The sequence below is a fragment of the uncultured Winogradskyella sp. genome (assembly GCF_963975125.1).
Taxonomy (GTDB): domain Bacteria; phylum Bacteroidota; class Bacteroidia; order Flavobacteriales; family Flavobacteriaceae; genus Winogradskyella.
Map to the genome: position 1 here is coordinate 1 of NZ_CAXBGB010000124.1, position 5,673 is coordinate 5,673.

2 protein-coding genes are annotated in these 5,673 nt (G+C 34.4%); both read right to left on the reverse strand.

Going from position 1 to position 5,673, the window contains the following annotated elements; genetic code table 11:
- On the reverse strand, nt 1–4,658 hold a 4,658-nt coding region (locus AAC053_RS13360; RefSeq protein WP_339757616.1), incomplete at its 3' end, for an MG2 domain-containing protein.
- Between the two features lie 340 nt (nt 4,659–4,998).
- Nucleotides 4,999–5,673, reverse strand: a 675-nt coding sequence (locus tag AAC053_RS13365) for a hypothetical protein (RefSeq protein WP_339757619.1), incomplete at its 5' end; no start/stop codon positions are given.

A 5,673-nucleotide genomic window follows, 5' to 3' on the forward strand; every position in this document is an offset into this window, starting at 1 on the left:
TCTTCGAACTCTCTCAATCGGTTCATACTTGCTAAATCTGGAGCTCCAGCTAATGCTAGCGTATAAAGACGATATGCTTGTGCGAAATCACTGTGATAGCTCTTGTAGCTTGGTCTCCAGTTTCTTGCTGCTTGTCTTTGGTAGGCAATCCAGTTGCTTTTGAATGTTAATGGTAGAATGAAACCTTTTTGTTCTGCTTCAATCATAAAATGACCAGCATAACTTGTTCCCCAATCATTGGTTGTGTTTTCACCCATCCAATAGCCCAATCCACCACTAGCATTTTGAAAACGCCCTAAACGTCTAATGCCGTTTTCAATATTACGTTGTACTTGCTTTTTCTTTTGAGCTGTTAAATCAAAAATATCAGTTAAGAATAATTGCGGAAACACACCAGATGTCGTTTGCTCAACACAACCATGAGGATAGCGAATTAAATATTCCATTCGCTTTGTGAAATCCATTGGAGGCAATGTTGAAAATTCTACAGTTGCCGAGTTGGTTCCTGATACTCCAAAGGTTGTAATATCAATAGCTTGTTTTCCATTGGCTTGTAATTCACTATCAATAACACGAGACGTTCTTGGGTTCGGGTTTTCTACATCAATCTCTACTTTGTAAGTTGATTTTTTGCCATTTCCTGTGGCTACCACTTCAATCGTATTGATGCCTTTTGCTTTAGTAACATCCAATTGAAAATACACCATTTTTTCATCTGGTTTGCTAAATTGAAGGGATTGCGATTTGTTGCCTTTTATAGTAATTCCATCGCTTACATTTACTGAAAGCGTTACGTCTTTCACTTTATTTTCCATTGCAAAAACTGTCACTGGCAATGTCACTTTTTCACCTGGACTTAACTTTCGTGGTAAGGTTGCTAATACCATTAATGGCTTTTTAACTTGTACTGATTTTTCTGCACTACCATAAGCTTCAGTATTACTATTACCAGCAACAACCATTGTTCGTACTGCACCAACATAATTTGGCATTTTTAGTTGGTGCGTTTTTGTTTTTCCAGCATCCAAAAGAAATGGTCCTAGATACGTCACCACAGGCTTAAAACGATTCGCTTTTTTGTTCTTGCCTTTTGCAGCAGCACCATCACCACCAATCGCAAATACTTGATCTATACTACCAGAATAAGCTCCAATGACATCATCGAAAATGTCCCAAGTTCTTACACCTAAAGCTTCACGAGCGTAGAAACTATTCCAAGCATTTGGTGTTTTAAAACGTGTTAAATCTAATAATCCTTCTTCTACAACTGCAATAGTATAGGTCATTGCTTTATTGTTCTTTTCAGATACTTTTATCTCGTAAGATTGCTCTGGTTGAATCGCATCTGGCATATTCAATACAGGCTCTAACTTTGTTGCAGGATCTTCTACTAGCATCGGAATTACTCCATACAAACGAATCGGTAAATCATTAGATGTGATGGCATGTGGTTGCAATAATGAAATATTAATGAATACGTTTGGTGCCATTTCAGCAGTCACCGAAATATCAATCGTGGTTTCACCTGGCTTTGTTTTTACCCATTGGTGTTGTAAAACTTCAGTACCATTTTCTATACTAACTAAAGCTCTGCCTTCGCTACCAGACGGGAACGTTAGTTTCGCTGTATCACCAACATTATAATTGTCTTTGTCTGTTGAGAAGACTAACATTTTTGCCGCTTCTTTATCACCAGAGGCTGAATTAGACCACCAGTTTTTATAGAAATAAGTTGTGCGTCCTGTGGCATGTCCACTCACTGGATCTACAACTCTAATTAAATAACGACCACGATCACTTTCTGGAATATTGAGTTTAAAACTTGCTTTTCCGGTTGCATCTGTATCTACTTCATATTGTTGAACAGGTCTATGGTAATTACTAGACACATAGCTCGATAGATTATCGTAAGAGGAATTCCACCACCAGCGCCATTCTATTTTATAGACTTTTACTTCTAGTTTTTTACGCTGAATTGGATTACCATCTGCAGTTACTGTAGCAATATCAAAAGTTTGATTTTCGTCAGTAAAGAATGAGCCATAATTGTTGCCTTTGGGTGATTGTAAGCCAACAAAACTTTCGTAAGGTGCGTAAGGCATCGTGAATGCATCGAGTGAGAAATCACCACCATTTTCAAACGCTCTCACTAGGAATTGAGCCGTTAACATGCCTGGAGCATTCTTACCAATATTTAATTTTGAATCTACTTTTGCTTTTCCGTTTGCATCTAAATAGCCTTCGAAAACATTAGTTTCTTCTGTACTAAATTTTTTGGTTGGGTCGCTGAATGTATAGTTCTTATAGCCTTTAAAGCTGGTGTAAGACGTTGTAAATTTTGCTTTTATTTCAGCTTTTAAATTCTTTGCTGGTGCACCATGTAACCAAGCCACGTTTAAGTCTCCTTGCAAGGGTTTGTTGTTGGTTAACACCTTGTCTTCAAAATCTATTTTTATTTTTAATCGGTTAGGTTTAACCGTTTCAATTTTTAAACCTTTTGAGAATGAAGCACCACCTACTGAAACCTTAGCATTGTAGTTTCCGGTTTTATAATCTGGTGATGTTGGCACTGTAAAATCAAAGAAGTTATTGATGTTATCTACTGAGACTTTTCTGTAAACCAACTTACCAACAGGATCTGTGATTTCGAGCTTAACAGGATGTCTTTTAGGTAATTTATTCGCTTTGTCATTTAATACAAAGGTTAAGAACAAACTATCTCCTGGTCTCCAAACTCCGCGCTCTCCATAGATGTAACCTTTCAGTCCACGTTGTAATCTGTTACCAGATACATCGAACTTACTTAGCGATAAAGAATTACCATCAAAAAGCTTAACATAGCTTACACTTTTACCTTTGGTAACAATGGCGAAAGCGGAACGTTTTTTAGCATCAATTTCTATGATGCCATCAGTGTTTGTTTTACCAGTAGCCAATTCTTGTTGTTGGTAATTATACAGTGTCACTTTACTACCAGATTCAGGATCTGTAGATAAGATATTTGTCACTGCAAAGAAATAAGTATTGTCATTGCCTTGTTTAGCTATTACGCCAAGATCTGAACTGATGAGGTTTAGTGATACTGTACGATTTCCGTAATTAAAATAAGAGTCTGTACAAGGATTCTCTCTGTCTCTATATCTATAATTTCTGTTTCTATAGCTGTGACTTAAATTATCCCAATAACGTTCTTCACGAAGCTCTTCTTCCTCTTCCGTAATATCTTCTGAGGCGTAAAAATCTTCTTCGTAATAGTCATCGTAGTAATCATCATAGTATTCATCTTCATCAACCTCAGTAGTTTCGGATTTTGATGTACAATCGTATAAGGAATAGTCTTTTTTAAAACCAACTTCTACACGATAGATAGCACCAGGATCTGCTTGTATATATTTAGACAAATCGATGCTGTAGGCTTTCCATTCTCCTGTGCTTTGGTCTTTATCTTGAATAAGCGTAATCGTTTCTTTAGCAATACGACGGCCAACATGTTTTATGCCATATTCGTTATTGCTATTCATGTTGTTTTCTTGAAGAAACTGAAGGATGTTGTCTTCAAATATTTTAATAATTCGCACATCTACTTTACTAAGATTTACGGCTTCAAAATTGAATTTTAAGTCTTTAGAATTTGGTAAGATTGAACCATTACTAACCAATCTTACTTGAGGTTTTAATTCTTCGAAAGTTAAGGCTTGTGAGTAAGCATTTTTAAGTTTAAAGCCATCCGTATTTTTAATACCTGTAAATACATCTACTTTAATCGCTCCAACCAACTTGTTATCTGGATACACTTTTAAGACATTACCATCAACTATATATTTTGGATTTTTTACATTCTCAATTGTCACTAAGCCTGCAAAATTCTGTTGTTTTTTTAAAGGATCGGAGAAGTTAATAGATAAGTACTGCTCAGGATTTTGAATAACTTGTGTTTCAGTTATGGTGAAGTTATTTTTCCCAGGAATTTCGATGTAATTATCTCCTTTATTTTCGGCATTAATGGCTTTACCATCCCAAGCGATATCAATTTTACTGTCTTCTATTTGGCGTTTTATGCTATCGATTCTGAATTCAAAATACTTTGAAGGTTCAGGTACCTCTAGCCAAACTAAATTCAAGTCTTTTTTATTCTGTTTTGCTGTTACTAATTGCTTTGCTTTTTCTAAAGTAATCACATCCGAAGAGCGTAGTTGACCTAACACATATTGCCATTCTTTACTATAAGATTGCAGGTTGTTAGTGTTGATACTAAAACTAGGTGTTATGGTTTTAAACTCAAAAGTGTAGTTTTTAAACTCTGCAGGAATGGTTTTATAGATATCACCTAATTGCACTGTAACTCCGTAAGCTGTTCCTGGCTCTAAAGCTTCATCTGGTGTAAAAAGAAGTGTGTGTTTATTGAGTGCTTTTAATGTGCCTTGAATATGCGGTTGTGTTTTAATTAAACCTGCATCTAACTCTTGTTCTGCTTCCCAACCTTCAACGGCTTCTGCTAGATTAATTTTAATTGGTGCTGTTACTGAAACCACTCCAGAAGTGGTATAACTGATATAATCTCTATACTTAAAAATATTATCGGTTTCTACTGGCTTTTTTTTACAAGAAAATACAAACGTTAGAATAAGGAGTAGGGCGAGGTGCTTTTTGATGCGCATAGTGTTGATGGATTTAATATGAAACTTCGATTAAAAAGAAGGGTAGGTACTTTCTTGTTAATTAAGTACGCTGATATTTTAGTGTTTAGACTTTGGGCTGTTGTTAAATTGTTCTTAAAATTAAGAATTATGCTAAAATGATAGATAAATAGCGAGATTCTTTTAAAGAATTAGACGTTTTTTTAAGGAATTGTTGGTTTGCCTGATTTATATAGTAAAATGTATCGAGACTATTTGAAGTTATTTAATCCTGAAACTTCTCGATACAATTCTGATGAAAATGTCAGAATCACTCGAAGTGACGGTTATAATGTGAATAAAGAATTAACCCTATTTTATTTTAATTGATTTGAGTTTTTAGGTCTGAAAGTAATTCTTCTGTTTCTAATTTGATGGTTTTATATAATTCCGCATGTCCCATTGCCACATATGTTCTTTGTTCTAATAAGTTGAACAGATGTAACATATTGTCTGGGTTTGACAATAAGTTTTCGGATGTTGCTCTAACAGTAGTTAATGATTTTTTATCAAAAATCTTACTATTCATTTTTTCTAGTCTAGGATCGTCTTCTTCTAAAACAAATAAGGTGTGTTTTAATATTTCTGGTTGGATAATACCATCAACGATATGAATGTTATTGTTGTCAATAATCAATGAAATTCTTTCTAACTCGTGATAGTATTTTATAATCTTTCTTTTGGTAAGCTTATCTTGTATAATGGCAATATTACCTGTTGCGATTAATTCTTTAAAAGTCTGATTAACAGGGTTAAAAGTTTTCCTTGTTACTAATGAATTTAGTTTAGAATAAATACTGTTATCAGTATTATTAAATGTTTGGTTTGTTGCAAAATAACTCAAAATATCTTTACCATTTTGATAAAAGCTAGATTCTACTTCTATATAGGTTTCTAATAATTTTGATTGGTCTTCAAGGTCAATTATTAATTCTGAAAGAATCGATTTTTCTTTGTTACGTTCAATTCTATTTTGATTCCAATTATTAATTGATAG